This window comes from Aestuariivirga sp. (assembly GCF_037139295.1).
Classification (GTDB): domain Bacteria; phylum Pseudomonadota; class Alphaproteobacteria; order Rhizobiales; family Aestuariivirgaceae; genus Aestuariivirga.
This window is the reverse complement of record NZ_JBAXGR010000010.1, coordinates 14,026-37,529: the sequence shown is the minus strand read 5'-3', so window position 1 is coordinate 37,529 and position 23,504 is coordinate 14,026. Positions and strand designations below refer to the sequence as shown.

23 protein-coding genes are annotated in these 23,504 nt (G+C 64.3%); 5 read left to right on the top strand and 18 right to left on the bottom strand.

The annotated features are described in order from the left end of the window. Positions 1-263: 263 nt before the first annotated feature. From trmB to lnt, 4 genes are all read right to left on the bottom strand, one after another. The gene (gene trmB, locus WCJ41_RS05170; RefSeq protein WP_336904771.1) at positions 264-920 is read right to left on the bottom strand and encodes a tRNA (guanosine(46)-N7)-methyltransferase TrmB; all 657 of its coding nucleotides are present in this window, start codon (positions 918-920) and stop codon (positions 264-266) included. Further along, entirely contained in the window at positions 917-2,113 is a 1,197-nt protein-coding gene (gene metK / locus WCJ41_RS05165) for a methionine adenosyltransferase (RefSeq protein ID WP_336904770.1), read from the bottom strand. The genes trmB and metK overlap by 4 nt, the downstream gene beginning before the upstream one ends. 94 nt (positions 2,114-2,207) lie before the next feature. Continuing rightward, positions 2,208-2,609 (bottom strand): helix-turn-helix transcriptional regulator, encoded by a 402-nt coding sequence (locus WCJ41_RS05160; RefSeq protein WP_336904769.1) that lies wholly within the window; start codon positions 2,607-2,609, stop codon positions 2,208-2,210. A gap of 181 nt (positions 2,610-2,790) precedes the next feature. Further along, positions 2,791-4,365: an apolipoprotein N-acyltransferase gene (gene lnt / locus WCJ41_RS05155; RefSeq protein WP_336904768.1), complete on the bottom strand. Its 1,575-nt coding sequence runs from the start codon at positions 4,363-4,365 to the stop codon at positions 2,791-2,793. Between the two features lie 66 nt (positions 4,366-4,431). On the opposite strand from lnt, the gene WCJ41_RS05150 reads away from it, so the two are divergent. Both WCJ41_RS05150 and WCJ41_RS05145 read left to right on the top strand, forming a co-directional pair. Further along, a complete protein-coding gene (locus tag WCJ41_RS05150; RefSeq protein ID WP_336904767.1) occupies positions 4,432-5,238 on the top strand; it encodes an aspartate/glutamate racemase family protein in 807 nt (268 codons plus the stop codon). Further along, a complete protein-coding gene (locus WCJ41_RS05145; protein ID WP_336904766.1) occupies positions 5,238-5,831 on the top strand; it encodes a DUF1989 domain-containing protein in 594 nt (197 codons plus the stop codon). Before WCJ41_RS05150 ends, WCJ41_RS05145 begins: the two co-directional genes overlap by 1 nt. Here the strand turns inward: WCJ41_RS05145 and WCJ41_RS05140 are convergent. Both WCJ41_RS05140 and WCJ41_RS05135 read right to left on the bottom strand, forming a co-directional pair. Then, positions 5,828-6,316, bottom strand: coding sequence for a peroxiredoxin (locus WCJ41_RS05140; RefSeq protein WP_336904765.1), 489 nt, complete (start codon positions 6,314-6,316; stop codon positions 5,828-5,830). The two genes, WCJ41_RS05145 and WCJ41_RS05140, sit on opposite strands and share 4 nt — an antisense overlap. Positions 6,317-6,343: 27 nt before the next feature. Continuing rightward, the gene (locus WCJ41_RS05135) at positions 6,344-7,099 is read right to left on the bottom strand and encodes a protein-disulfide reductase DsbD domain-containing protein (protein ID WP_336904764.1); all 756 of its coding nucleotides are present in this window, start codon (positions 7,097-7,099) and stop codon (positions 6,344-6,346) included. A gap of 162 nt (positions 7,100-7,261) precedes the next feature. Between WCJ41_RS05135 and WCJ41_RS05130 the strand changes: the two genes are divergently transcribed. Further along, the gene (locus WCJ41_RS05130) at positions 7,262-7,846 is read left to right on the top strand and encodes a YqgE/AlgH family protein (RefSeq protein WP_336904763.1); all 585 of its coding nucleotides are present in this window, start codon (positions 7,262-7,264) and stop codon (positions 7,844-7,846) included. 3 nt (positions 7,847-7,849) lie between these two features. On the opposite strand, the gene WCJ41_RS05125 is transcribed toward WCJ41_RS05130, so the two are convergent. The 12 genes from WCJ41_RS05125 to coxB all read right to left on the bottom strand — a co-directional run bounded on the left by WCJ41_RS05125 (position 7,850) and on the right by coxB (position 20,943). Beyond that, positions 7,850-11,167 carry an EAL domain-containing protein gene (locus WCJ41_RS05125; RefSeq protein ID WP_336904762.1) on the bottom strand — a complete coding sequence of 1,106 codons (3,318 nt, stop codon included), beginning with the start codon at positions 11,165-11,167 and terminating at the stop codon, positions 7,850-7,852. A 127-nt stretch (positions 11,168-11,294) separates the two neighbouring features. Further along, positions 11,295-11,870, bottom strand: coding sequence for a GNAT family protein (locus WCJ41_RS05120; RefSeq protein WP_336904761.1), 576 nt, complete (start codon positions 11,868-11,870; stop codon positions 11,295-11,297). Positions 11,871-11,878: 8 nt separating this feature from the next. Beyond that, positions 11,879-13,138, bottom strand: coding sequence for a pitrilysin family protein (locus WCJ41_RS05115; protein WP_336904760.1), 1,260 nt, complete (start codon positions 13,136-13,138; stop codon positions 11,879-11,881). Between the two features lie 14 nt (positions 13,139-13,152). Next, positions 13,153-14,544 carry a threonine synthase gene (gene thrC, locus WCJ41_RS05110; RefSeq protein WP_336904759.1) on the bottom strand — a complete coding sequence of 464 codons (1,392 nt, stop codon included), beginning with the start codon at positions 14,542-14,544 and terminating at the stop codon, positions 13,153-13,155. Between the two features lie 70 nt (positions 14,545-14,614). After that, positions 14,615-15,361: an SURF1 family cytochrome oxidase biogenesis protein gene (locus WCJ41_RS05105; RefSeq protein ID WP_336904758.1), complete on the bottom strand. Its 747-nt coding sequence runs from the start codon at positions 15,359-15,361 to the stop codon at positions 14,615-14,617. Next, positions 15,358-15,732 carry a DUF983 domain-containing protein gene (locus WCJ41_RS05100; RefSeq protein WP_336904757.1) on the bottom strand — a complete coding sequence of 125 codons (375 nt, stop codon included), beginning with the start codon at positions 15,730-15,732 and terminating at the stop codon, positions 15,358-15,360. The genes WCJ41_RS05105 and WCJ41_RS05100 overlap by 4 nt, the downstream gene beginning before the upstream one ends. 71 nt (positions 15,733-15,803) lie before the next feature. Further along, positions 15,804-16,658, bottom strand: a complete 855-nt coding sequence (locus WCJ41_RS05095; protein ID WP_336904756.1) for a cytochrome c oxidase subunit 3 — start codon at positions 16,656-16,658, stop codon at positions 15,804-15,806. Between the two features lie 12 nt (positions 16,659-16,670). Beyond that, on the bottom strand, positions 16,671-17,249 hold the full coding sequence (locus WCJ41_RS05090; protein WP_336904755.1) for a cytochrome c oxidase assembly protein: 579 nt from the start codon (positions 17,247-17,249) through the stop codon (positions 16,671-16,673). Beyond that, positions 17,249-17,398, bottom strand: a complete 150-nt coding sequence (locus tag WCJ41_RS05085; protein ID WP_336904754.1) for a hypothetical protein — start codon at positions 17,396-17,398, stop codon at positions 17,249-17,251. The genes WCJ41_RS05090 and WCJ41_RS05085 overlap by 1 nt, the downstream gene beginning before the upstream one ends. Positions 17,399-17,406: 8 nt before the next feature. Continuing rightward, positions 17,407-18,363 carry a heme o synthase gene (locus tag WCJ41_RS05080; RefSeq protein WP_336904753.1) on the bottom strand — a complete coding sequence of 319 codons (957 nt, stop codon included), beginning with the start codon at positions 18,361-18,363 and terminating at the stop codon, positions 17,407-17,409. Between the two features lie 16 nt (positions 18,364-18,379). Beyond that, the gene (gene ctaD, locus WCJ41_RS05075; RefSeq protein ID WP_336904752.1) at positions 18,380-20,023 is read right to left on the bottom strand and encodes a cytochrome c oxidase subunit I; all 1,644 of its coding nucleotides are present in this window, start codon (positions 20,021-20,023) and stop codon (positions 18,380-18,382) included. Between the two features lie 20 nt (positions 20,024-20,043). Continuing rightward, on the bottom strand, positions 20,044-20,943 hold the full coding sequence (coxB, locus tag WCJ41_RS05070) for a cytochrome c oxidase subunit II (protein ID WP_336904751.1): 900 nt from the start codon (positions 20,941-20,943) through the stop codon (positions 20,044-20,046). A gap of 317 nt (positions 20,944-21,260) precedes the next feature. Here coxB and WCJ41_RS05065 point away from each other — a divergent pair, with 317 nt between their 5' ends. Continuing rightward, positions 21,261-21,947, top strand: coding sequence for an invasion associated locus B family protein (locus tag WCJ41_RS05065; RefSeq protein ID WP_336904750.1), 687 nt, complete (start codon positions 21,261-21,263; stop codon positions 21,945-21,947). A 129-nt stretch (positions 21,948-22,076) separates the two neighbouring features. After that, positions 22,077-23,504: a metalloprotease TldD gene (gene tldD / locus WCJ41_RS05060; RefSeq protein ID WP_336904749.1), complete on the top strand. Its 1,428-nt coding sequence runs from the start codon at positions 22,077-22,079 to the stop codon at positions 23,502-23,504.

The following is a 23,504-nucleotide window of genomic DNA, read 5'->3' as shown; positions in this document are numbered from 1 at the left end:
GGAGCTGTGCTGGCTTGATTCCGCAAAGGATTTTACAGAATTTGATGAGGACTCTCAAGGATTGCACCTTGCGCGGACTTGATCCGCGCATCCTTTGGGCGGCTGAGGGGAAAGACTCCGGTTCGAGCCCGGGGGAGATGACCTCACGCCGGGGCAAGACCGCCGTTTAGTGCGGTTCGTAACGATTGTTTTTTGAAATTTGAGAGTGGGTCGCTACCCCCATAGCTGGGTGCGTAAATGGCCGTCCTTGGGCCTCCCAGAGGCTAGACCTTCCGGAACCGCAGATAAGCCGATCCCCTGCCCTCGCGGCGGGCCTTGTTCTCGTAGCGGGTCTCGATCCAGTTCTCATAGGGCTCCGAGGGATCGCCCACCTCGGTGAAGCCGCCGTGTTCGGCCACGTGCTTGCGCGTCCAGGACACGTAGTCGCCGATGTCACTGGCAAACAGGAACAGGCCGTCGGGCGGCAGCAGCCGGTGAAAATGGGCGAGCGTTTCGGAGCTCACGAAGCGGCGCTTGTTGTGGCGCGATTTGGGCCAGGGGTCCGGGTAGAGAAGATAGATGCGCTCGAAGCTCAAGTCCGGCAGCGCTTCGAGCAACGGGCGCGCATCGTGGTCATGGATCTTCACATTGGCGAGGTTCGTCTCTTCCACCAGCGCCAGCATCTTGGCCACACCATTGACGAAGGGCTCCGCGCCGATGAAGGAGATCTCCGGATGGAGCTCCGCCTGGTGTGCCAGGTGCTCGCCGCCGCCGAAGCCAATCTCCAGCCAGCGCCGTTCGCCCATGCCTGACAGCGGATCCTCGAGTGTCACGCGCAGGTGCGGCAACAGCTGATCCATGAGTGCAGAATGATGACGGCGCAAGGTTTTGCCCTTGCGCCGCCCATAGAAGTGGAAGCGTTTTTCGGTGGTGTCGGTCACTTCACCGCGGCTTTGAGCGCCTTCACGAGGTCGGTCTTCTCCCAGGAGAAGCCGCCGTCCTTTTCCGGCGCACGACCGAAATGGCCATAGGCCGAGGTGCGCGCATAGATCGGGCGATTGAGGTTGAGGTGCGTGCGGATGCCGCGCGGGCTCAGGTCCATGACCTTGGTCAGGGCCTTTTCGAGCTTGGCTTCCGGCACCTTGCCGGTGCCGTGCGTGTCGACATAGACCGACAGCGGCTGGGCGACGCCGATGGCGTAGGACAGCTGGATGGTGCAGCGCTTGGCAAGGCCTGCGGCAACCACGTTCTTGGCAAGATAGCGCGCGGCATAGGCCGCCGAGCGGTCAACCTTCGTCGGGTCCTTGCCGGAGAACGCGCCGCCCCCGTGGGGAGCCGCACCGCCGTAGGTGTCGACGATGATCTTGCGACCCGTGAGGCCGGCGTCGCCATCAGGACCGCCGATGTAGAACTTGCCGGTGGGGTTCACGTGCCAGACGGTGTCCTTGGTGATCCAGCCCTTGGGGAGTGCCTTCTGCACATAGGGCTTCACGATCTTGAGCACTTCCGCCGAGGTCAGGTCTTCCTTGGTGTGCTGGTGCGACACGACGATCTGCGAGGCCGCGACGGGCTTGCCGTTCTTGTAGACGACGGAGACCTGGCTCTTGGCGTCGGGGCCCAAGTGCTCCTCCTTGCCGGAATGACGTGCATCGGCGAGGAGCTTCAGGATCTTGTGGGAGTAGTAAAGCGGAGCCGGCATCAGCTCCGGCGTCTCGTCGCAGGCATAACCGAACATGATGCCCTGGTCGCCTGCGCCCTCTTCCGTCTTCTCGCCCGCGGCATCGACGCCCTGGGCGATGTCAGCCGACTGGCTGTGGAGAAGAATGACGATCTTGGCATCCTGATGATGGAAGCCGGACTGCTCGTAGCCGATGTCCTTGATCGCCTTGCGGGCCGCGGCCTCGATCTTGGCCTTGGTGACGGACGCGGGACCGCGGGTTTCGCCCGCGATCACCACGCAGTTGGTCGTTGCCAGTGTCTCGCAAGCCGCGCGCACCTGCCACGGGTCGAAGCCCTGCTCAAGCGCCTCGCGATAGAACAGGTCGACGATCTCGTCGGAAATCCGGTCGCAAACCTTGTCCGGGTGACCTTCGGAGACCGACTCGCTGGTGAAGACGTAATTCTTGCGTGACATATGATTCTAGGGTCCCTTTGACTGAAGCCGCGCGCTTTTTGACAGCCTAATGAAGACTGGTCAAGCAAGCTTAGCTAAAGGCTAACCCTCAGTATCACTCTTTGGTTTCGGCGATCACGCGGGCGATGGTGGAGATCAGTTTCCGCTTGTTGACGCTGTCGGCGTCACGGAAAGCCTTGGCCAGCGTCACACCCTCGACGTTCATGAGGGCGGAGAGCACGGCATCTTCCTCGCGGGCTTCGCCCATGCCGCCCTGCTCCTCGACGCCCGGCAGCTCCTCGAAGAAGAACTGGACCGGAACGCCAAGAATCTTGGTGGTGAAGTACAGGCGACTCGCACTGATGCGGTTGGCGCCCTTTTCGTACTTCTGGACCTGCTGGAAGGTGATGCCGAGCAATTCGCCCAACTTCTCCTGGCTCATGCCAATGAGTTGTCTGCGCATGCGGATACGGCTGCCGACATGCACGTCTACAAAGTTCGGATCGCGTCTTGTCATTTTATCCTCAGACCTGATGCCCCCCGGTCTGACGCCCGTTACTGCCACAAAGTTTTCAGTCATGACTTTGCTCGCAATTGACCAAGCCCCTTTTGTTTAATATACCTAATCTCTGCGCGCAATTGGTTTTCCTACAAAACCGTGCCGGGCAGTCGAAAAAATGCGGTTTGACGCCAGAATTTCAACTATAAATCGTTTTTCTTGCCCGAATTGCACAAATGACTGCAATGACAGTCAGAAGAAGCAACCAAAAGTCGCCAATCCGCGCATAGAGGGTGGCCGGCAGGGCCTCCGGAAGCGGAGAATCAACGACGCCCTTTTCTAGCAAGGGCAGCATCCTCACCGTGCGTCCATAGGGGTCTATAACGGCGGAAATTCCCGTATTGGCTGCCCGGATCAAGGGCAAACCCTGTTCGATCGAGCGCAGCCGTGCCTGCGCCAGGTGCTGCCACGGCCCGGTCGAACGGCCGAACCAGCCATCATTGGTGACATTGATGATCACTTGCGGCCGGTCGGACTCGTCCACCAGGCGGTCGGGGAAGATCGCCTCATAGCAGACGGTGAGGCCGGCCCTGAGGCCCCCGGGCAGAGTCACGGTGCGAGGGCCGGGGCCCGGCACGAAGCTTCCCGGGGTCTGCACCACCTGCTGGAAGCCCAGCGGTTCCAAGGCCCAGGCCAGCGGCAGGAATTCACCGCCCGGCACCAGCCGCCACTTGTCGTAACGGGCCACCGGCTCGGCGTTGCCATCGAAGACGATGATGCTGTTGTGGGCGTCTGGCGCCTCGCCCTCACCCTTGCGATCCAGCCGGACGGCTCCGGTGACGAGCGCCGTGCGGCCGCCCAGCAAGGGCTTCAGTTCAGACTTCGCGACCGGGCTTTCGTCGATCAGGAAGGGGACGGCCGATTCGGGCCAGATCACATGGGTGATGCCACCGATGCCCTCTGGCCGGTCCGGGGTCGGCATGCTCGACATCTGCTCGAGATCACCGAAGATCTGGCGGGCATTCTCCTCGCGCCATTTTTCTTCCTGCGGCAGGTTCGGCTGCACGATGCGGATCGCAACGCCCGGCACCATGGCGTCTGACGCGCCCATGAGTCGCATCTCGCCCCAGCCCCAGAGGACGGGCAGCAGCAGGAGAATGGCCGCGGCTGCAAGTTTCGGTCGGGGCCGGTCCGCTGTGAGGAAGACATAGGGCAGCGACGCCCAGAGGACGACGAGAAGCGTCAGCCCTGTCATGCCGATGACGGAGGCCGCCTGCGCGACACCGCCCATGCCATCGACCAACAGGCCGGGAGCAGCCCAGGGGAAACCCGTGAACAGGTGGCCGCGCAGCCATTCGGCAAGGCCGAGCAGGCTTGCGAAGGTGAGGGCCAGCTGCAATCCAGTGCCACCGACGCGCCTTGCCAGCCACGCAGCGAGTGCCCAGTAGACCGCCATGCCGCCGGACAGGATGCCAAGCATGAAGGGCATCATCCACAGATAGGTGTCGGCCTGAACGAAGAAGGCATAACCGATCCAGTGGAGCGCCACCGCGAAATAGCCGAGCCCGAAGACCCAGCCGAGGACGAAGCCGCTGCGCCACGTCTGCCGCTTGCCCGTTTCCAGCAGCACGAGGAACAGCGGGAAGCCAATGAAGGCAAGCGGCCACAGCCCATAGGGCGGCAGGCCCATGGCGATGAGCACGCCCGCCAGGGCTGAAATTGCGCCGCGCGCCAGGGCCGGCAGGCCCGCCATGCGTTGGAACAGTCGAATCATGCGGCCGGAACTATAGGAGGGGCGTGCTTTCTCTGATAGGAATCATGGCGTTTCGGGAGAACGCGCATGAACGACCGCTCGCCGTCCACCTCCGCCACCGGCGGCATGAAGCTCATCGAGCACCTGCCCTTTGACACCGATGAGGGCATCGCCAGCCGCGCCCGCATCGGCCTCATGGTGCTCGCCACGGACTTCACCATCGAGCATGAATGGCGCGCCATCATGGGTGGCCTCAAGGGTGTCGCCCTGTATGAAAGCCGCATCCTCAACGACGCCCAGATCACGCCCGAGACGCTGCGCGCCATGGAACCGCGCATTGCCGCGGCCACCGATGTGATCCTGCCGGGAAGCCCCATCGACGTCGTCGCCTATGGCTGCACATCAGCCTCGATGGCGATCGGCGAGGAGAAGGTTTTCGCGCGCATCCGCGAGGCCCGCCCGGACGCCCGATGCACCACGCCCATCACCGCCGCCTTCGCCGCCTTCCACGCGCTGAAGGCAAAGCGCATCGGCGTGCTCACGCCCTACCGCGCAGACGTCAACCGCATCGTCGCCGACTACATCCAGGCGCGCGGCTTCGAGGTTCCCGTCTTCGGCTCCTTCAACGAGCAGGATGACGGCATCGTGGCCCGCATCACGCCGGCTTCTGTGAAGCGCGGCGTCGAGACCATCCTGTCGCATGCGCCCGTCGACGCGGTCTTCGTGTCCTGCACCTCGGTGCGGCTGGCGGAAGCGGCGCAGGCCATCGAGGCGGAGACGGGCGTTCCCATCACCTCCTCGAACCACGCCATGGCCTGGCATGCGCTGCGGCTTGCCGGCGTCGACGACGTGATGCCCCAGTGGGGGCGCCTGTTCGAGGCGCAGCTCGCCTGATGCAGGAACTGCACCGCGAGACCATCCCCGCACGTGCGCCATGGAGCCGGGTCATCCGGCGCGGCGAGACGCTGCGCATCATCGACACCCATGGCCAGCAGGCCGTCGATTTCCTGTGCTACAACGCGCATGACTTCGATGAGCGTTATCACGAGCCGAACACCATCAAGAAGGCAGGCCGCATCCTGCTGACGACGGGTGACGTCCTCTACTCCGACCGCGCAAACCCGCTGTTCACCATCACGGCAGACTCGTTCGGCGGCCATGACACGATTGGCGGCTGCTGCTCGGAACCCTCGAACCGCATGCTCTATGGGGTGGCCAACATGGGCTGCCGCGAGAACTTCCTCGCCGCATTGAAACCCCATGGCCTGGGCTGGCGCGACATCGTGCCCAACGTCAACTGGTTCATGACGGTGCCGGTGGGCGCAGCGGGCGATGCCGCCATCGCACTCGGATCATCGAAGCCGGGCGAGCATGTCGACATCCGCGCCGAGATGGATGTGCTGGCCGTCATCTCGAATTGTCCGCAGGTGTTGAACCCCTGCAACAATTTCAATCCGACGGTCATCGAAGTGGTGGTCTTCGGCTAGCCCTTCAGCTGCTGCATGATGGTCTCGGCACCCGAGACATTCACGCCCTTCTCGGTCTCGATGTTGAGCGTCCTGACGACACCATTCTCGACGATCATCGAATAGCGCCTGGAGCGGAGCCCCATGCCCGCCACCGCGAGGTCGAGCTCGAGGCCTACCGCCTTGGCGAATTCGGCATTGCCGTCCGCCAGCATCATGATCTTGCCTTCGGACTCCGTCGCCTTGCCCCAGGCCTTCATCACGTGGATGTCGTTCACTGCGGTGCAGGCGATGGTATCCACCCCTTGCCCCTTGATGTCGTCGCAGGCGATCAGGAAGCCCGGCAGGTGGTTCATGCTGCAGGTGGGCGTGAAGGCGCCGGGCAGCCCGAACAGCACCACCTTGCGGCCGGCGAAGATCACGTCTGACGACATCTTCTGCGGACCTTCGGCGGTGTTCACCGTGAATTCGACGTTGGGCAGCTTGTCGCCCGGCTTGATGGTCATGGGGGTTTTCCTTGCTGGCGGTGGGGATCAGGGCAGCGTGAGGGTCTGTTCAAGACCCTTGCCGCCGATGATGTAGGTGATGGAGATGGCCTGTCCCTTGAGCTTCTGGATATCGCTCAGGCTGCTGATGGCAAGCCGCGCCTCGTGCCCGTCTTCTGACAGGGCGGGGGCATGAAAATAGGCCGAGGTCGCGGATTCGATAAAAATGTCCTCGGGCCTTTCCTTCAGCGCCAGCTTGAGCACCGGCTTGCCATTTTCGTTGACGATCTCCGCACTGGTGACGGCGTCTCCGGCGGTCGGAACATCCGCCCGTGCTGTCTCTACGCGCGAGCTGCCCAGAGGATCACGCGCGTCGGTGCCAAGGCTGATCGAAGCCTCGGCCTGGGCCGGAATGCAAACGTCCTTGCAGACGGCGAAAAACAGGTCGAGCTTGAGGTCAAGGCCTTCCGGCTTCTCGGGCGTCACGGTGACTGGGAAGATCACTTGGCCTTCATAGCCCACCGCCTCGCCGCCCTCGTCGACGTGGCGCGACGGGGTCGGGAACTGGACCTCGGCCCTGGCAGGACGCGACGGTGTCCAGGTGAATTCCGGCGCAATACCGGAGTCGCCCGGCATGCGCCAGTAGGTCTTCCAGCCGGGGGCGAGTTCGATCAGCACGCCGCTGTGCCAGGAGGTGCCATCGAAACCATCGCCGATCAGCGACACGCGATAGGGCTTGTCTTCCGCCAGGGCGGGCATGGCGAGGGCGAACGACAGGGCTGCAATGGCAAGACGGTTCCACATGGCGGCCCTATATGGAAGAAAACCGCGCGCGCGCCAATCACCTTGATGTCAGAACCCGCAAATCGCGGAAACCGGCCTGCGGCATTGTGCTTTAGGCCGTTGCAAGTGGTTCCCCTTGCGGGTTCGCTGCGCTAATCTTCACGGCACAGCAAGGGAAAAGGCATGACCGAGGGTCCCTATCTCGACGGCCAGTTGCTGATCGCCATGCCGGGCATGAGCGACCAGCGCTTCGACCGCAGCGTCATCTACATGTGTGCGCACTCCGAACAGGGGGCCATGGGAATCATCATCAACAAGACGACCCCGATGATGTCCTTCGGCGAACTGCTGTCGCAACTCGACCTCGCAGAAGAAGACACGCTGTCGCCGCCAGACGAACTGATGCAGATGCCGGTTCTGTTCGGCGGGCCGGTGGAACAGGGGCGCGGCTTCGTGCTGCACACCAGCGACTACTTCACCACCGACTCGAGCTTGCCCGTGTCGCAAACCATCGCACTGACCGCAACCGTGGACATTCTGCGTGCCATGGCGAAGGGCAAGGGCCCGCATCGCGCCGTGCTGGCACTGGGCTATGCCGGCTGGGCGCCGGGGCAACTCGAAAACGAAATCCAGCGCAATGGCTGGCTCACCTGCCCGGCAGATGAAGACCTGCTCTTCGGTCTCGACTTCAACGACCGCTACAACGCCGCATTGCGCAAGCTGAAGATCGACCCCGCCATGCTGTCGAGCGATTCAGGCCACGCCTGACGATCAGCCTTCCTCATCGCTGGGGAGCGACACCCGGCGTTGCCGCTTGCGGCGACGCCTGGCCGGCGCCAGCGGATCAACCACCGCTTCTGCGGAGACGGTTTCTTCCTCAGGCAGGTCAATCGCCTCCGGCTCATCCGCCACGTCTTCAAGCGCGACATCACCCGTGTCCTCCGACACAACCATGACGTCATCGGCAACCACGGCATCCGCTTCGGCTTCCGCCAGCACCACCTCGTCGGCGAGAGGCGCGTCGGCATCGGGCTCGGCTGGCGGCAAAACCGGTTCGGGCTTGGGCTCCGGATCGGGTTCCATACGGCGGCGCGGATAGGGCCGGGCCGGTCGCTTCTCGGGCTCCGGACGCACCACGTCCTTGGCCGTGACACGGCGCAGCGCGGGCTCCGGCGGCGGGTCCTTGATGGCGCGCTCCCACAGCCAGGTGATGGCGGTGCGGCCCGCCGTCTGGGCATAGGGAAGGACCGCCAGCGCGTCATTCACCTGTTTTGCCGACATCGGCTTGCCGATGAAGTAGCCCTGGCCGAAGTCACAGCCGAGCTCGCCAAGCCGGTCTACCTGGTCCTGATTCTCGATGCCCTCGGCGACGATGGCGAGGCCCAGATCGTGGCCCATGGCGATGATCGAACGGAGGATCACGTCGGCCCTGTGGTCCTGCGCCTCGGAGGCAATGAAGCTGCGGTCCACCTTCAGCGTGTCGAAGGGCAGCTTGCGCAGGCTCGACAGAGAGGAATAGCCGGTGCCGAAATCATCGCAGGAGAGACCCACACCAAGCTCGCGGAAGCGCTCGAGGATCTGCGCGGCACGCTCGGGGTATTCCATCACGAGGGATTCCGTCACCTCGATCTTGAAGCTGCCGCGCAGCAAACCTTCGCGGCCGATGATCTGCTTCACGTCGTCGAGCAGGCTGGGCTCGATGAGCTGCGCCGAGGAGATGTTGACGGCAACGAAGGCAGGTTCCGCGGAGCGATAGGCGCGTTGCCAGATGCCGAGCTGGCGGCCGGCCTCGTTCAGCACGACGCGACCGATGTCGCGGATCATGCCGGTTTCTTCCGCAAGGCTGATGAAGCTCTCCGGCGCCAGCAGGCCCATCGACGGATGGCGCCAGCGCACCAGCGCCTCGAAGCCCGCGAGGTGCATGTCGGCCAGCCGCGCGATCGGCTGGTAATGGACCTCGATCTCGTTCCGCTCGATGGCGCGGCGCAGTTCAGCTTCCAGCACCACCAGCTCGGCACGGTCATCGATCATCGACGGGTTGAACAGTTCCACCGCGCCCATGCCCTTGCGCCGCGCCTCGTAGAGCGCCACGGCAGCATCCTTCAGCAGCTTGTCTGCGTCCTGCACGTCGGGGCGATACTGCGCGACGCCGATGGAGGCAGTGAGGAAGTATTCCTGATCCTCGAACTTGACGGGGCGCCCCACCGTGTCGAGCAGCGCCTGCGCGAAGCCATCGACCCCGCGGCCGCCCGGCATCTCGTGATAGAGGATCGCGAACTGGTCGCCCGGCATGCGGGCCACCGTATCCACCGCCTCGGCTTCCGCCTTGAGCCTGCGGCCGATGATCGACAGCAGCGCGTCGCCCGCCTCGTGACCCATCGCGTCATTGACGATCTTGAAGCGATCGAGATCGACGAGCAGTACGAAAAGCGCGGTGGCAGAACCCGGTTCCAGCCCGTCGATCACGCGCTGCAGGCGGTCGGTGAAGAGGGCACGGTTGGGCAGGCCCGTCACCATGTCATAGACGGCATCCTTGAGCAGCCGCTCTTCGGCGATCTTGGCGCTGGTGACGTCGGTGACGGTGCCGATGCAGCGCGCCGCGCGATAGCCGTTGCCGCCGGTGATCGAGCGCGCGCGCAGTTCGAACCAGCGATAGCTGCCATCGCCATGGCGCAGCCGGAACTTGCGCTCGATGGGGCTTCGCCCGTCAGCCTCGGCCTCGGCGATGGTGGCGAGATAGGCGGAGCGGTCCGCCGGGTGCATGAGTTCAAGGAAGGCTTCGCCCGCCGCATCCTCGAAGGCGTTGGCAGGCTGGGCAAGCGCCCTTGCGATTTCCGGGCTGAGATAGAGCTCGCCCTCCGCTGGCTGCCAGTCCCACACGAAGGCGCGCGCGCCGGCAAGGGCCAGTGCGTGGCGCCCCGCCTCGCGGAAGAAATGGCGCGAGAGATAGCCCTGCGAGAAGGCATGATGCGCCAGCACGAAGCCGAGGATCACCAGGAGGGCCGCAAGCCCGACCACCACCACGCCGGAAATCGACGAACCAGATGCGCTGAACAGGGCCGCGAGAACCGCAAGCATGGTCCACAGCAGCACGGCGGTCCAGCTCAGCACCGCCGATTCGGCCTTCACCTCGCCGCGCCACCACAGGTAAAGGATCAGCCCGAAGCCGCCCAGCGCCGTCAGCGCGAAGGTGAGGCGCGCCAGCGCGGTGGCCAGCATCGGCTCCGCCACGCCATAGATGGGAATGGCGAAGCTGAGGCAGGCCACGATCAGCATCAGGTTTCCGGCCATGCGCGACACGCGGGCAAGGTCCGCCAGCATGGCAAGAAACAGCAGCAGGAAACCAGCCATCAGCCCTTCGATGACGGCGCGCAGGACCTGCAGCGTGAAACCCGTCATGCCGGACTGCGCGGTGATCACCGTGAGGTGGCCCGCCTCCAGCAGCATGAAGCCGATCGATGCCAGCGCAAAGCCACCGGCAACCGGGAACAGCCCGCGGGCCCGAAAGCCATAGAGCGCGAACATGGCAATCGCGATCAGCACGGCGATGCCGAGCAGCGCGCCCCGAAAGAAGGAGGTGAAATCCTTGTGCGCATCGAAGGCGGCACGCTGCCACAGGGTGACGGGCAGCACGCCACTCGTCACTTCGAAGGCAACCGATGCCTTGCCGCCGGCCGGCAAGGTGAGGAGATAGGCGCTCTCGCCCGGGACGGGTGGAAGAGACCCCAGCTGCCCGTCACCGGCAAGCGCCGTACCATAGACCCGCGGCCCCACGAGCCGGGGCGGATAGAAGCCAGAGCCCGTGAAGCCCTGGTGCGGCACGGAGAGGACCACCGAAACCGGGTCCTTGGAGCGATTGGTGAAACCCGCAGCCACCCAGTTGAAATTGGGACCGGGCCCCTTGGCGGTGAGCGTCATCTGTCCGGCGGGGCCCAGCCCGCCATCCGGACGCTCGATGGTGATGTCGCGCTGGTCGGTCTGAAGCCCGGCGAGGAAGGTGGTGATATCCTGTTGGGGAGGTGCGCGGGTGATGTCCACGAGGTCAACGGCAAGGCTCGGCCGCGCCAGCCCCAATACGGCAGCCAGCAACAGCACAACAAACAGCAGCTGTTGGGCCGGGAAGCATCCCGCCCTGTGTCCACCCCACCTCATGCGACCACCTAAGCTGGCGCGTGCCCTCATGACAAGGGACGATACACCATAGGATTACCTTGCGTCAGTCTGAAAGCCGTGCGAAAAGAAGATGATCGCGCCATTCCCCGGCGATCTTGAGGTAACCGCGGGCCAAACCCTCATGCTCGAAGCTGCACTTCTGAAGGAGCCCGACCGAGGCGGTGTTGTGCGGCAGGCAGGCGGCCTCCACCCGGTGGAGCCCCAGGTGCCGGAAGGCGAACTCGCACATCAGCCGCACGGCCGAGGTCATGTAGCCCTTGCGGGCATGGGGTTCGCCGATCCAGTAGCCGAGCGTTGCCGTCTGGGCGACGCCGCGGCGGACATTCGACAGGGTGAGCGCCCCCACCAGCTGCGCGCCGTCGGCCGTGTAGATGAAATAGGGGTAGGCCACGTCCTCATCGATGTCGCGCCAATACTGGCGGATGCGGCTGCGGAAGGCAGTGCGGGTCAGGTCATTGGTGGGCCAGATCGGCTCCCACGGCATGAGGAAGTCGCGGCTCTGGGCCCTGAGCGCCGACCACTGCTCATAATCTCCCATGTCCGGCACCCTGATCAGCGCATGGCCATCCCGCAGGCTGGGGGGCGGGTCGCCGGCGAAGGGTGAGCGGAGGAAGGCCATGTCACATGCTACGCGAAATGCCGGATGATCGTATCATAGGCCGACAGCTGGCCGATGTGGCCGACCGCGCTGAAGGCCGGCTTCTGGTGCCGGAACAGGCGTTCGGCCAGATCCCGTACCTGCTCGGGCGTCACCGCCTCGATCTTGGCGGTGAGCGTGGCAATGGCCGGCACCTGCCCGAAGGCGAGGAACTGCCGGGCGATCTGGTCGGCGCGCGAGGAAGCGCTTTCGAGGTTCATGACAAGGCTGGCCTTGAGCTGCGCCTTGGCGCGGGCCACTTCATCCTCGGTCACCTGCTGCGCCACCGACAGCATCACCTCCGAGGTGAGGTCGAGGAGTTCGTTCGAGTGCTCCGGGCTTGTCGCGGCATAGACACCCACCTGCCCCGCATCCTCATAGGCCGAGCCGAAGGAGAACACGCTGTAGCAGAGCCCGCGCTTCTCGCGCACCTCCTGGAACAGGCGGGACGACATGCCGCCGCCCAGGATGTTGGACAGCACCTGCAGCACATAGATGTCCGGATGGCGATAGCTCGGCGCCTCGAAGGTCAGCACGATGTGCGCCTGGTCGAGCGGCTTCTCCGCCGTGCAGGCGGTGGGCAGGAAGGACGGCGTCTCGCGCTGCGGGTCACTGCCCTCCTCGATCTTGCCAAGCAGGCGCTCGGCCTCGACCGCGAAGTCCTTGTGGTTGATGTTGCCGGCGGCAGCAACGACGATGCGCGAGCCCCAATAGTTGCGGTTGCGCCAGTCGAGGATCTGCTGGCGCGTCACCGCACCCACCAGGTCATGCGTGCCCAAAATGGAGCGCCCAAGCGGATGGCCGCCGAAGCTTGCAGCCTGGGCGAGGTCGAAGACGAGGTCATCCGGCTGGTCGTGGGCCGCGGCGATCTCCTGCAGGATCACGTCACGCTCGCGCTCGAGCTCTTCCTCGTCCAGTTCCGGCGAGGTGAAGATGTCGGCCAGGATGTCCAGCGCCAGCGCCCAGTCCTGCTTGAGGACGCGGGCATAATAGGTCGTCGTCTCCATGCCGGTGGCGGCATTGATCTCGCCGCCGGCGGATTCGATTTCTTCCGCGATGGCGCGCGCCGAACGGCGCGGCGTGCCCTTGAAGGCCATGTGCTCGAGGAAATGCGCGACGCCGTTTTCCTCTGGCCGTTCGTCGCGGGCGCCGGCCTTCACCCAGATGCCCAGCGCCGCCGTTTCGAGATGCGGCATGTGGTGGGTGATGACGTGGATGCCGTTCTTGAGGCGGGTGATTTCAACACTCATACGAATACTCTGTCTCAGGCCTGTTGTTGCGCCAGGATGAAGTCACGCACCCGGCCAACGTCATTGGGCAATACTGTGAAACGTTCCTTGGCCGTCAGCAAGCCGGAGAGGCGCGGCGGCAGGCCGGGTCTCACGCCGCAAGCCTTCTCGACCGCATCCGGGAACTTGGCGGGATGCGCGGTGGCAAGCGTGACCATCGGGCTTGCCGAGGCTTCAGCCTTGCGGGCAACTGCATAACCGACCGCCGTATGGGGATCGAGCAGCTCGCCCGTCTCGGCCAACGTGTCGCGAATGGTGAGTGCGGTCTCGGCCTCGTCGGTGGCGCCGGAGCCGAATTCATGGCGGATCTGCTCGAGTTCGCGCTCGCCGATGGTGAAGCTGCCAGACTGTGCAAGGCCCGCCATCAGGTGGCGCACGGCGTTGGGGTCGCGCCCATAGGTGAGGAACAGCAGGCGCTCGAAATTGCTGGAGATCTGAATGTCCATCGACGGGCTGGTCGAGGCCTTCACGCCGCGCTGCTCGTAGCGGCCGGTCTTCAGCGTGCGGTCGAGGATGTCGTTGACGTTGGTGGCAATCAGCAGCCGGTCGATGGGAAGCCCCATGCGCTTGGCCACGAGGCCTGCGAAGATGTCGCCGAAGTTGCCGGTGGGAACACAGAAGCTCACCGCGCGGCCGGGCGCGCCGAGCGACAGGGCGGCGGTCACGTAATAGACCGTTTGCGCCATGATGCGCGCCCAGTTGATGGAGTTGACGCCGGCGAGCCCCACCTTGTCGCGGAAGACCAAGTCGTTGAACAGCGCCTTCACGATGGCCTGACAATCATCAAAGTTTCCTTCGATGGCGATGTTGTGGACGGAAGGTGAATCGACCGTCGTCATCTGCCGCCGCTGCACTTCCGAGACGCGGCCATGCGGGTGCATCATGAAGACCGAGGCGTGGTGCGATGACTTGAAGGCCTCGATGGCGGCACCGCCCGTGTCGCCGCTGGTGGCGCCGACGATGGTGGCCCTGCTGCGGCGCCTGGCCAGCGCCCAGTTCATCAGCCGCGCGAGCAGCTGCATCGCCACGTCCTTGAAGGCGAGCGTCGGCCCGTGAAAGAGTTCGAGCAGCCACTGGTTGTCATCGAGCTGCTTCAGCGGTGCCACGGCCGGGTGACCGAAGCTCGCGTAGGCCTCGGCGATCATGTGCCTGAGGTCAGCCTCGGGGATGGCGTCTCCGATGAAGGGGTGCATCACCGCAAAGGCGACGTCTTCATAGCTCTTGCCCTGCAGGTGGGTGATCGCCCGGCTGGAGAGTTCCGGCCAGGTGGCGGGAACATAGAGGCCGCCATCCCGCGCGAGGCCGGTGAGCAGGACATCTTCGAAACCCAGTTCCGGGGCTTCGCCCCGGGTCGACACATAACGCAAGGCCGTGACCCCTCAAGGATTTGGGGCACCTTTAGCCCCGCCCCCGCGGGCCATCAAGCGAAGCTTTCCGTCACCTGCCGGCCTGCCATTCGCGCCGCCTGCGCCGGAGGTCGAAGATATAGAAGCCGGACACTCCCAGAAGGGTCAGCGCCAGCCCGAACCAGGTGATGGCATAGCCCAGATGGTTGTTTGCGAGGTCGGCCTTGGCCTCCTGCGGGGCGGGAAACTCCACCCCGTTGGCCGTGGGCACCAATTGCACGGCGAAGGGAAAGGGATTGAGGTCGGGCGCAAGACCGCTCGCCGCCACCATGCCCTGCACGTCCCACCAATACCACATGCCGGACGCAGGATCGTTGACCGGGTCGAAATAACCCTGGCCAGAGGGATGGGTGCGGATGACGCCCTCGATCTCCTGCGGGCCCTCGAGCAGGGTGTAGCTGTCCAGCCGCTGGCCGGGCAGCCGGCCGCGGTCGACGATCACCGCCCAGCCGTCATCACTGGCGGCGGGGGCAATGATGGTCCAGCCCTGACCGCCCTGATAGCCCGACAGCATCTTCATCGGGGGAGCGTTCTTGTAGGTGCCGGTGAACTTCACCCGCACGAACTCCACGTTGCTGCCGGCGCGCGACATGTTGTAGGCCATCGACAGGTCGACGGGCTCGGCTGCCGCATTGGCCGAGAGCTGGGCGAGCAGTGCCTCTTTCCAGGCCAGCCGCTTCACCTGCCAGGCGCCGAGCGTCATCAGGATGGCGAAGCCGATGAGCGTGGCGAGGAAGACGGGCCAGATGCGCGGCGGGCGTTCGTGCGGGCGGATCATTGCTCGAGGCGCCCCGGACGCGCGTCCGTTTTCCATTGCTGGTTGATGAGCAGGCCCTTCATCGGGCGGAGCAGCAGCATGGGCAGGATGATGAGCACCGGAATGGCGATCAGCGCATGCACCCAGTAGGGCGGGCTGTAGGCCACTTCGACGCCAAGGATGGAGCCGACGCCTGCCACGCAGACGAACAGCATGACGAACCACGCGGCCCCATCGCCGCCATCGGCGAATTCATAGGACAGGCCACAGCTGGAGCATTTGTCGGCCACGGTGAGGTAGCCATTGAACAGCTTGCCACGGCCGCAGCGCGGGCATTTGCCGGCAAGGCCCGTCTTGAGGGACGAAAGGTCAGGGTAATAGACGTCGTTCATCGCAGTCCTCGAAAGCGAAGGGGCCGCAGCGGTTGTCCGTTGCGGCCCCATTCTAGCAGACAATCGGGTGATCAGTGCTCTGGAATGATCACGCCCGCCGAGCTCCAGATATAGACGCTGGCGAACAGGAACAGCCAGACCACGTCGACGAAGTGCCAGTACCACGCCGCCGCCTCGAGACCGAAATGGGCCTTGGGCGTGAAGGCGCCGTTGGACGCGCGGATCAGGCAGACCAGCAGGAAGATGGTGCCGATGATCACGTGGAAGCCGTGGAAGCCCGTGGCCATGAAGAAGGTGGAGCCATAGATGTTGCCGCCATTGTCGCGGCTGAATGCGAAGGCGGCGTGCGAATACTCATAGGCCTGGATCATGGTGAACAGCACGCCCAGCAGCACCGTCGCCAGCAGGCCCATGTTCAGGCCCTTGCGGTCGTTGTTGAGCAGCGCATGGTGCGCCCAGGTGATGGTGGTGCCCGAGGTGAGCAGGATCAGCGTGTTGACCAGCGGCAGGTGCCACGGGTCGAAGATGACGGTGCCCTTGGGCGGCCAGACGCCACCGGTGACCGCCGTGCGCGACGCCTGGATCGCGTCGGCCGGGAAGAGGCTGGCATCGAAGAAGGCCCAGAACCACGCGACGAAGAACATCACTTCCGAAGCGATGAACATCAGCATGCCATAGCGCAGGTGCAGCGCCACGACCGGCGTGTGGTGGTTCTCGTTACCCTCGCGGATCACGTCCCGCCACCACATGAACATGGTGTAGAGCACGAAGGCAAAACCCAAAAGCATTACCGTCGGGCCGATCGTTCCGTGCATCCAGAACACCGCGCCCACCGCGAGGACGAAGGCGGAGATGGAGCCGACGAAGGGCCAGGGGCTTGGATCAACCAGGTGGTAATCGTGATTCTTTGCGTGAGCGTCAGCCATTTCCCCTACTCCTTAATTCGCGACGCTGGACGGGGCCACGGTCTTGGCCTCCGTCACAGCCTTGGGCTTGTCCACTGGATAGAAGGTATAGGACAAGGTGATTTCATCGATACCAGCTGCATCCGGATCGTTGAGCATGTCCGGATCGACGAAGAACGTCACGGGCATCTCGATCTTTTCGCCGGGCTTCAGCGTCTGCTCGGTAAAGCAGAAGCACTGGATCTTGTTGAAGAAGGCGCCGGCCTGCGGCGGCGTCACGTTGAACACCGCACTCCCCGTGAGCGTCTTGTCGGAATGGTTCACGGCCTCGTAATAGGCCATGGCCTGCTCGCCGAACTTCACCTTCACGGACGGCTGCACCGCATGGAAGGCCCAGTCGAGCTTGCCCGACGTGTTGCCGTCGAAGCGCACGGAGATGGTCTTGTCGAGTACCTGCTGCGGCGCTGTCTCGGCGCGCTGCGTGGTGCCGCCAAAGCCCGTCACCTGGCAGAACAGCCGGTAGAGCGGCACCGAGGCATAGGTGAGCCCGACCATCGCCACCACCGTCGCGGTGGACATCATGACGACGCGGGCGTTGCGCGAGATCTTCATCACATGCTCCGCATCGCCACCGATCCGCCGAGGCGCACGATGGTGGTGATGAAGAACAGCACGGCGAGCGCCACGAGGATGAGCGCCATGGCGATGGCGCGCTTCTTGCGGCGCGCCATGTCCTCGGGTCCGAAGGGGGTATTGGTCATCACATCCTTCATCCGAAGACCGGCGCGAAGCTGGGCAGGCCGATCGCACGCTCGACGAGGATCAGCGCGAAGACGATGAACAGCCACGCGGTGGAGAAGCCGAACAGCTTCTTGCAGGCAATCTCGGCCTCCTGGCCCTCGCGGATGCGGTAGACCCGCCAGGCATGCCAGATGAACATCGCGCCGAGCGCGATGTTGGCAATGAGGTAGAGCCAGCCCACCGTGCCGGTGAGCGCCGGGAACAGCGTCACGGGTACGAGCAGCAGTGTATAGAGCAGGATCTGGCGGCGCGTCTCATCGGCACCCGCCACCACCGGCAGCATGGGCACGCCGGCATTGGTATAGTCGGCGTTGATCTTCTTCCACAGCGCCAGCGCCCAGAAGTGCGGCGGCGTCCAGGTGAAGATGATGAGGAACAGCGCGATGGAACCGAGATCGATGGAGCCTGTCACCGACGCCCATCCGACCATCGGCGGGAAGGCACCCGCAGCACCACCGATCACGATGTTCTGCGGCGTCAGGCGCTTCAGCCACATGGTGTAGACGACGATGTAGAAGAAGATGGTGAAGGCCAGCAGCGCGCTGGCCAGCACATTGACGAGAAGGCCGAGCACCAGCACCGAGCCCACGGCCAGCACCATGCCGAAGCCCAGTGCCTCGGACGGCGTGATGGCGCCGGCGGGAACCGGGCGCTTCGCGGTGCGCTTCATCAACGCGTCGATGTCGGCGTCATACCACATGTTGAGGGCGCCGGCGGCACCCGCCCCCACCGCGATCGCCAGCAACGCCACGAAGGCAAGCCAGGGATGCATGGTGCCGGGCGCGGCGATGATGCCGACAAAGGCAGTGAAGATGACGAGCGACATGACCCGCGGCTTCAGCAGCGCGAAGAAGTCCTTCACCGTGCCCTGGCCGCCCGTGACGGCGGCCGGGGTCTCGGTGAGTTGGGCGTTGATGTCGCTCATCTTGCTTGGCTTGCGGTTACTTGATCACCGGAAGGGTGGAGAACTGGTGGAACGGCGGGGGAGAAGACAGCGTCCACTCCAGCGTCGTGGCACCCACGCCCCACGGATTGTCACCCGCCACGCGCTTCTTGGCGAAGGCCTCGAACACGCCGTAGAGGAAGATCAGCACGCCAACGGCCGAGATGTAGGAGCCGTAGGACGAGATCTGGTTCCAGCCGGCAAACACCGTGGGATAGTCGATGTAGCGGCGCGGCATGCCAGCCAGGCCGAGGAAGTGCTGCGGGAAAAACACCATGTTCACACCGATGAACGTCACCCAGAAGTGCAGCTTGGCGATGCCTTCGTTGTACATGTAGCCGTACATCTTCGGGAACCAGTAGTACCAGCCCGCGAAGATCGCGAACACGGCACCCAGCGACAGCACGTAGTGGAAGTGGGCAACGACGTAATAGGTGTCGTGCAGCACGCGGTCGACACCGGCATTGGCGAGCACCACGCCGGTGACGCCGCCAACCGTGAACAGGAAGATGAAGCCCAGCGCCCAGATCATGGGTGCCCGGAACTCGATCGACCCACCCCACATGGTGGCGATCCACGAGAAGATCTTCACACCCGTCGGCACAGCGATGATCATCGTGGCGGCGACGAAGTAGGCCTGCGTGTCGGCGTCGAGGCCGACGGTATACATGTGGTGCGCCCACACGATGAAGCCGACGACGCCGATCGCCACCATGGCATAGGCCATGCCGAGGTAGCCGAACACCGGCTTCTTCGAGAAGGTCGCCACGATCTGCGAGACGATGCCGAAGCCCGGCAGGATGAGGATGTAGACTTCGGGGTGGCCGAAGAACCAGAACAGGTGCTGGAACAGCACCGGGTCACCACCCGCCGACGGCACGAAGAAGGAGGTGCCGAAGTTGCGGTCAGTCAGCAGCATGGTGATGCCGCCGGCCAGAACCGGAAGCGACAGGAGCAGCAGGAAGACGGTGACCAGCACCGACCACACGAACAGCGGCATCTTGTGCAGCGTCATGCCCGGTGCGCGCATGTTGAAGATGGTGGTGATGAAGTTGATGGCGCCGAGGATCGACGAGGCGCCCGCGATGTGCAGCGCGAGGATCGCGAAATCCATGGCGGGGCCGGGCTGGCCGGTGGTCGACAGCGGCGGGTAGATCGTCCAGCCGCCACCGGTGCCCATGTTGCCCGGAGGACCTTCGACGAACATCGAGATGATGAGCAGGCCCAGCGCCGGCGGCAGCAGCCAGAAGGAAATGTTGTTCATGCGCGGGAAGGCCATGTCGGGCGCGCCGATCATCAGCGGCACGAACCAGTTGCCGAAGCCGCCGATCATGGCGGGCATGACCATGAAGAAGATCATCAGCAGGCCGTGCGCCGTCACGAACACGTTGTACATGTGCTTGCCGGCATCGATCGCGGCGTCAGCCGGCGTGCCATAAACCATGGTGGCAAGGCCCTGGAAATACTGGATGCCGGGCTCCGCCAGCTCCATGCGCATGATGACCGACAGCGTTCCGCCGATGAGACCGGCGAAGATCGCGAACCACAGGTACATCGTGCCGATGTCCTTGTGGTTGGTTGAGTAGACATAGCGCTTCCAACCGGTCGGGTGGTCTTCGTGCGCAGCGATTGCGTGTGCCATTCTATATGCCTCGTTCCCGATTACTTCTGAGCCAGCTGGCCTTCGGCGGCTTCTGCGCTGGCGAGATTCTTGTAGGCTTCCTCGAGCCCGGCGGTCTGGGCGGTCTTGGCCCAGGTGTCATAGTCAGCTTGCGACACCACATGCACCTCGATCGGCATGTAGGCGTGGTTCTGGCCGCAGAGCTCCGAGCACTGGCCGTAGAACACACCCTCGTGCTCTGCGTGGAACCAGTCCTGGTTCAGGCGGCCGGGGATGGCGTCGATCTTCATGCCGAACTGCGGGATCGTCCAGGCATGAATGATGCCGTCCGGATCGGACGTGACAATGAGCTTCACCGTCTTGTTGACGGGCACCACGACCGGGTTGTCGGTCTTCAGCAGGTAGGGGACATTCGCCTGCTTCGCCTTTTCCATATCGTTGGCGTTGTCGTCGAGCGACGCGGTGAAGGAGACCTTGGCCGAACCGTCGTCGTTGAGGCCGAGGTCAGGGTATTCATAGGTCCAGTTCCAGGCCGGGTTGCCAATGACCTTGATGGTCATGTCGGCAGCCGGAATGTCGCGCTGCAGGTAGAGCAGTTTGAAGGAGGGGATGGCGATCGACACGAGAATGATGATGGGGATGACCGTCCACGCCACCTCAACCGTGGTGTTGTGCGTGGTGCGCGACGGCACCGGGTTGGCGCGGGCATTGAACTTGCGCATCACATAGATCAGCAGCCCCAGCACGAACAGCACGATCCCCGTAATGACTACCAGCAGGTAATTGTGCAGGCTATGGATACCGACCATGGAGGGCGAGTTCGACGGCTGCAGCCCTATCTGCCAGGGATAGGCATAGCCCTCGATCGCCCAGGCCGCGGGGGCGCTTGCCACGCTTGCCGCAAGGGCAAGCCCTGCCGTCAATGTGTTGCGAAACGTCATTGTTACCCTCTCTCATCAACGCCTTGCGATGAAACGCAAGGTTTATGGGGGCCATGGCTGTCCCTTGGAGCCCCCACTCCAGCTTCCAATTGTCAACCACATTTGACGGTCTGCCGCAACTTGGGCAAGCGCGGCAAAACGTCGTGGCGAACCCCGGCGCTGCCGCGACCGGAATTCCGCCCCAATTCCCCCCGAAACCGCCCGCCGTCAAGTCGGCAAGCATGCAGTGCAACAGCGGAATTTCCGGTGAATGCGGGTTGTGCAAGCCAAACGGCGGCGCTAAACCCGCCGAATCGGGAACCAGAAGGTAGATCTCCGTGCGAATCAACATCAAGCCGAGCCGCCTGCTCGCCCTCACCACCCTCGGCCTCGCGCTCAGCCTCGGCACGATTGGCGTCGCGTCTGCCCAGGAAGACACCACCACCCAGAAGCAGGACCAGCAGGCCCCGGCCGCCGGTGACCAGCAGCAGCCGCAGTTCGGCCCGCGCAAGAAGGCCGGCCAGCAGCAGGCCCAGCCCGGCCAGCAGCAGCAGCCCCCGAAGATCGACATGATCGCCGAGAACGGCCAGTGGAAGGTGCAGTGCGAGACCGTCCCGGCCGCGGAAGGCCAGCCCGGCGGTCGCCAGTGCGGCATGATCCAGGTCACCAAGAGCGAGAAGAACCCGAAGGCCTCGCTCACCCTGGTTCTCGTCAGCACCAAGCAGAACGGCAAGCAGCTCTACAACATGCGCGTCATCGCCCCGATCGGCGTCTTCCTGCCAACCGGCGTGGCCCTTGAGATCGATGGCAATGCCGTGGGCCGCGTGCCGTTCACGCGCTGCATGCCGCAGGTCTGCATGGCTTTTGCCGAAGCCAGCGCCGACACGCTTTCCAAGCTCAAGAAGGGCAAGCTCGCCAACTTCATCATCTATGAAGCACCCGGCATCGGCCTTCCCATGAAGCTGACGCTCGAAGGCTTCTCGGCCTCGCTGGCCGCCCTCGACAAGGCCAGCAACGGCGGCTGATCGGCTTACCCATCGCGTTTTTCAGAGGGCCGTTCCGCAGGAACGGCCTTCTTCGCTTCTGCGTGCTGGCAGAATGCGCTTCACTCACCTATCTTGGGCCGAACAGCTTCCTGACCCAAAGGTGACGCCTTGAGCTCCAGTGCCCCCGTTTCACTCTTCGATTCCGACGATTTCAGCCGCGCTGAGGCCGAAACCCTTGTTGCCGACACGCTGAAGGGGGCCGAGGACGGCGAACTCTTCGTCGAAAAGCGCCAGACCGAGAGCCTGGTCTGGGACGACGGCAAGCTCAAATCCGCCAGTTTCGATGAAAGCCAGGGCTTCGGCCTGCGCGCCGTGCGCGGCGAGACGGCCGCCTATGCCCATGCCACCGACCTGTCCAACGCCGCGCTGCGCCGCGCCGCCGAGGTCTGCCGCACCGTCGCCACGGGGGGCAACATCGTGCATGCCGTGGCGCCGGAGCGCACCAACCGCAAGCTCTATGCCGACACCAACCCGTCCGAAGCCATGGGCTTTTCAGAGAAGATCGCACTCTTGCAGAAGGTGGATGCCTATGCCCGTGGCCTCGACCCGCGGGTGAAGCAGGTCTCCGTTTCCATGTCGGCAGACTGGCAGGCGGTGGAGGTTCTGCGCGGCGATGGCTCCAGCTACCGTGACGTGCGACCGCTGGTGCGCTTCAACGTGTCGGTGGTCTCCGCCGACGGCAAGGAACAGGGCCAGGGCCACCACGGCCTTGGCGGCCGCGGCGAACCGCTCAGCTATTTCACCGACGACATCTGGATGGCCGCCACCCAGGAGGCACTGCGCCAGAGCCTCGTGGCGCTTGAGGCGCGTCCCGCCCCGGCAGGCGAGATGGACGTGCTGCTCGGTCCAGGCTGGCCCGGCATCCTGCTGCACGAGGCCGTGGGCCATGGCCTCGAGGGTGATTTCCACCGCAAGAAGACGAGCGTGTTCACCGGCATGCTGGGAAGCCGCGTGGCGTCGAAGGGCGTCACCATCGTCGATGACGGCACGCTCACCGACCGGCGCGGCTCGATCACCATCGACGACGAGGGCACGCCGTCCAACTGCACCACGCTGATCGAGGATGGCATCCTGGTGGGCCTCATGCAGGACCGCATGAACGCGCGCCTCATGGGCGTCGCCCCCACCGGCAACGGCCGGCGCCAGTCGCATGCCCATGCGCCCATGCCGCGCATGACCAACACCTACATGCTGGCGGGCGACAAGCATCCGGAGGAAATCCAGCGCTCGATCAAGCGCGGCCTCTTCGCCAAGTCCTTCGGCGGGGGACAGGTGGACATCACCTCGGGCAAGTTCGTGTTCTCCTGCACCGAGGCCTATCTGATCGAAGATGGCAAGATCACCATGCCGGTGAAGGGGGCGACCCTGATTGGCGCAGGCGCCGATGCGCTCACCCGCATCTCCATGGTCGGCAATGACATGGCGCTTGATTCCGGCGTCGGCACTTGCGGCAAGCAGGGCCAGGGCGTGCCGGTGGGCGTCGGACAGCCGTCGCTCCGCATCGACCGGCTCACCGTCGGCGGCACCGCCGCCTGA

Excerpts from the sequence above, each read along its gene's own strand:
- metK (WP_336904770.1), bottom strand. The coding sequence starts at position 2,113 with ATGTCACGCAAGAATTACGTCTTCACCAGCGAGTCGGTCTCCGAAGGT.
- WCJ41_RS05160 (WP_336904769.1), bottom strand. The coding sequence starts at position 2,609 with ATGACAAGACGCGATCCGAACTTTGTAGACGTGCATGTCGGCAGCCGT.
- lnt (WP_336904768.1), bottom strand. The coding sequence starts at position 4,365 with ATGATTCGACTGTTCCAACGCATGGCGGGCCTGCCGGCCCTGGCGCGC.
- WCJ41_RS05150 (WP_336904767.1), top strand. The coding sequence starts at position 4,432 with ATGAACGACCGCTCGCCGTCCACCTCCGCCACCGGCGGCATGAAGCTC.
- WCJ41_RS05145 (WP_336904766.1), top strand. The coding sequence starts at position 5,238 with ATGCAGGAACTGCACCGCGAGACCATCCCCGCACGTGCGCCATGGAGC.
- WCJ41_RS05140 (WP_336904765.1), bottom strand. The coding sequence starts at position 6,316 with ATGACCATCAAGCCGGGCGACAAGCTGCCCAACGTCGAATTCACGGTG.
- WCJ41_RS05135 (WP_336904764.1), bottom strand. The coding sequence starts at position 7,099 with ATGTGGAACCGTCTTGCCATTGCAGCCCTGTCGTTCGCCCTCGCCATG.
- WCJ41_RS05130 (WP_336904763.1), top strand. The coding sequence starts at position 7,262 with ATGACCGAGGGTCCCTATCTCGACGGCCAGTTGCTGATCGCCATGCCG.
- WCJ41_RS05120 (WP_336904761.1), bottom strand. The coding sequence starts at position 11,870 with ATGGCCTTCCTCCGCTCACCCTTCGCCGGCGACCCGCCCCCCAGCCTG.
- WCJ41_RS05115 (WP_336904760.1), bottom strand. The coding sequence starts at position 13,138 with ATGAGTGTTGAAATCACCCGCCTCAAGAACGGCATCCACGTCATCACC.
- WCJ41_RS05105 (WP_336904758.1), bottom strand. The coding sequence starts at position 15,361 with ATGATCCGCCCGCACGAACGCCCGCCGCGCATCTGGCCCGTCTTCCTC.
- WCJ41_RS05100 (WP_336904757.1), bottom strand. The coding sequence starts at position 15,732 with ATGAACGACGTCTATTACCCTGACCTTTCGTCCCTCAAGACGGGCCTT.
- WCJ41_RS05095 (WP_336904756.1), bottom strand. The coding sequence starts at position 16,658 with ATGGCTGACGCTCACGCAAAGAATCACGATTACCACCTGGTTGATCCA.
- WCJ41_RS05090 (WP_336904755.1), bottom strand. The coding sequence starts at position 17,249 with ATGAAGATCTCGCGCAACGCCCGCGTCGTCATGATGTCCACCGCGACG.
- WCJ41_RS05085 (WP_336904754.1), bottom strand. The coding sequence starts at position 17,398 with ATGACCAATACCCCCTTCGGACCCGAGGACATGGCGCGCCGCAAGAAG.
- WCJ41_RS05080 (WP_336904753.1), bottom strand. The coding sequence starts at position 18,363 with ATGAGCGACATCAACGCCCAACTCACCGAGACCCCGGCCGCCGTCACG.
- ctaD (WP_336904752.1), bottom strand. The coding sequence starts at position 20,023 with ATGGCACACGCAATCGCTGCGCACGAAGACCACCCGACCGGTTGGAAG.
- coxB (WP_336904751.1), bottom strand. The coding sequence starts at position 20,943 with ATGACGTTTCGCAACACATTGACGGCAGGGCTTGCCCTTGCGGCAAGC.